Source organism: Frankia sp. CeD, from assembly GCF_000732115.1.
Lineage (GTDB): Bacteria > Actinomycetota > Actinomycetes > Frankiales > Frankiaceae > Frankia > Frankia casuarinae.
Window position 1 is genome coordinate 1 of the sequence record NZ_JPGU01000057.1, and the last position, 3038, is coordinate 3038.

General features: G+C 69.0%; 2 protein-coding genes and 2 pseudogenes. All 4 read left to right on the forward strand.

Features of this window, described 5'->3' with window-relative positions; translation table 11 throughout:
• The coding region (locus CED_RS19285) for an NF041680 family putative transposase (RefSeq protein ID WP_035913016.1) at positions 1 to 1155 on the forward strand (1155 nt) is incomplete at its 5' end.
• A 14-nt stretch (positions 1156 to 1169) separates the two neighbouring features.
• Positions 1170 to 1481: pseudogene (locus CED_RS19290) on the forward strand (transposase); the annotation flags it as partial.
• Between the two features lie 242 nt (positions 1482 to 1723).
• Positions 1724 to 2305 (forward strand): annotated as a pseudogene (locus CED_RS19295) (helix-turn-helix domain-containing protein); the annotation flags it as partial.
• Between the two features lie 310 nt (positions 2306 to 2615).
• Positions 2616 to 3038: Uma2 family endonuclease (locus tag CED_RS19300; RefSeq protein ID WP_235187172.1), on the forward strand; the 423-nt coding region annotated here is incomplete at its 3' end.

Consider the following 3038-nt stretch of genomic DNA (forward strand, 5'->3'; position numbering starts at 1 on the left):
GCCGACGGCCGGATCGTGCTGGGTGTGGACGTCAGCCCGTGGCTGCGCCCGGACGCGGCCACCAGCCCGGGCCGGCTGTTCTGCCACACCTACGGCCGGGGCAAGGGCAACGCCCAGATGATCCCGGGCTGGCCCTACTCGTTCGTCGCCGCCCTCGAACCGGGCCGCACCTCGTGGACGGCGCCGCTGGACGCGGTCCGTCTCGGCCCCGACGACGACCTCACCACGGTGACCGCCGCCCAGGTCCGGGACGTGGTCGGCCGGCTCGCAGCCGTCGGCCACCACACCGCCGGTGATCCGAACATCCTCGTCGTGTTCGACGCCGGCTACGACGTCACCCGCCTGGCCTTCCTGCTGGCCGGCCTGCCCGTCGACCTCGTCGGCCGGCTGCGTTCCGACCGGGTCTTCCGCCTGCCCGTCCTCCCGCGGCCGCCGAAGGCGTCCGGCCGGCCACCACGGCACGGCCCCGAGCTGCCCCTGGCCGACCCGGCCAGCCTGCCCACCCCTACGGTCACCACGACCACCGAGACCCGCCGGTACGGCACCGCGGTCGCCACCTGCTGGGACCGGGCCCACCCCCGGCTGACCCGCCGTGGCGGATGGGAACACCACACCGGCCAGCTCCCGATCATCGAGGGCACCCTGATCCGTCTCGTCGTCGACCGCCTCCCGGGCGAACGGCGCCCGAAACCGGTCTGGTTGTGGCACTCCACCGCCGACGCCGGCAGCGCCGACGTCGACCGCGCCTGGCAGGCGTTCCTGCGAAGATTCGACCTGGAACACACCTTCCGCATGGTCAAGCAGACCCTCGGCTGGACCGCCCCGAAGATCCGGGACCCCGCCGCGGCGGACCGCTGGACTTGGCTTGTCCTCACCGCCTACACCCAGCTCCGGCTCGCCCGCGCGCTCACCACCGACCTGCGCCGCCCCTGGGAACGACCCGCCGAACCCACAAGGCTGACTCCGGCCCGTGCCCGCCGGGGATTCCGCAACCTCCGCCCGAAGACACCGCTACCGGCCCGCGCACCGAAACCCGCCCGACCCGGCCCCGGACGCCCACCCGGCCGCACCAACCGACGACCAGCGATCATCCAACCAGTCGGGAAGACCACGGACAGGTCAACAGCCGCAGGATCTGAAGGACCGACAGGTTAAGGAATCGTAGCCGCCGTCATCTGTTCGCCGACGGCGGTTTCGCTGGCGAGCCTGTTGCATGGGCGCGGACCATCATGAGGACCACCGTCGAGATCGTTCGGAAGAAACCCGGTCAGAAAACCTTCGAGGCCCTGCCGAAACGANGGGTGGTCGAACGTACCCTTGTCTGGCTCACCGCCCACCGGCGGCTTGCCCGCGACTACGAACGCCNCCCCGCCACCTCCGCATCGTTCATCCACTGGGCGATGATCCGCACCATGGTCCGCCGTCTCGTTCGCGGGAATCCCGTCCCACGCTGGCAACCCCGCGACACTACAGAGCGTTAACATCACTCAAGATCCAGGACAGGCTCTTACAGCCACGGTGGCACCGAAGGCGTCAACACCAAGACCAAGAAGATCATGCGCCAGATGCACCGCCGAGCTGACTTCCCGCTTCTCCGCCACCGGATCCTGCCCGGCTGGTGCGCNGACCACGAACGTTTCCGGCCGTGGAGTAGGTAGAGGCGGGNGATCACGGGCACACCATCCCCGATGAGGACGGCGACCAGCCCTGGAGGTGAACCGCGATGGCGCGGCCGGTACGGGCACGGCGGCTGACCGATGAGGAAGGCCAACGACTCCAAGCGATCGCGCGCCGCGGGAAACACGGCGCGATCCGAGTCCGCCGCGCACTGATCATCATGGCGTCGGCGAGTGGGACCCCGGTCCCCGCGATCGCTCGTCTCGTCGCGGCGGACGAGGACACGGTCCGGGGGGTGATCCACCGGTTCAACGAGATCGGCCTGGACGCGTTGGACCCTCGTTGGGCGGGAGGCCGTCCCCGCCTGATCAGCTCTGACGACGAGGTGTTCGCCGTGGCGACGGCCCGCACCCGCCCGGAGAGACTCGGGCAGCCGTTCACGCACTGGAGCCTGCGCAAGCTCGCCGCCTACCTGGCCGACAACCCCGACCGCACCGTCACCATCGGTCGGGAACGGCTGCGGCAGCTCCTGCACCACCATCGGATCTCGTTCCCACGCACGAGGACGTGGAAGGAGTCCACCGACCCGGACAAGAACCGCAAGCTCGACCGGATCGAGTACCTCACCGGCACCTGTCCGAACCGGTGCTTCGCGTTCGACCAGTTCGGACCGCTACTGAAACGTCCCGGCTTCGTCAGGGCTGCTCCCACCCAGACCGGCACTACCCGGACCAGGCAGCCCTCAGCTCCACCCACCCTGCAGCGACAGGGCAGACGGTGAAGGTCTCTCACCTCCACTCGAACCACAGCGCCTCACGGCGCAAACCGGATGTGCGACAGAGCCGTTTTCTTGACACACCCGGGTCAGTCCCAGCCACCCTCGCGGGTGCGGGTGGGCTGCCGCAGGATGCCGAGACACAGAGGGTACGGCGCTACNCTGGTTCGGCGGGGATCAGGTCTGTTGGATCATCTGAAGGAGGTGTGCCATCACTGCGGGGATGATCGCTCCTGCCTGGATGCACCAGCAGATCACGGCGGAGGAATACGACTCCTGGTCCGAGGAGCNGTGCGCGGGCATCGAGATCGTGGACGGGACGGTCGTTGTGAGCCCCAGCGCGTCCAAGCGTCACAACCGGCTGGTCAAGATCCTCGCGGTCGCGTTGGAGGCTGCTGCCGGGCCGGGCTGGAACGCGGACTTCGACGTCGATGTTCGGCTTCAGGACGTGCCGTTGACGAATCGGCGTCCGGACGTGGCCGTGTACCGCGCCGACACGATCGACATCATGTCGGCCCGTCCCGAGCATCTTCTGCTCGTCGTCGAGGTGGTCTCACCGGGCTCTGAGACGACCGACCGGATTGTCAAGGCCGAGCAGTATGCGAAGGCTGGAATCTCGTATTACTGGCGGGNCGAGCAGCCCCCC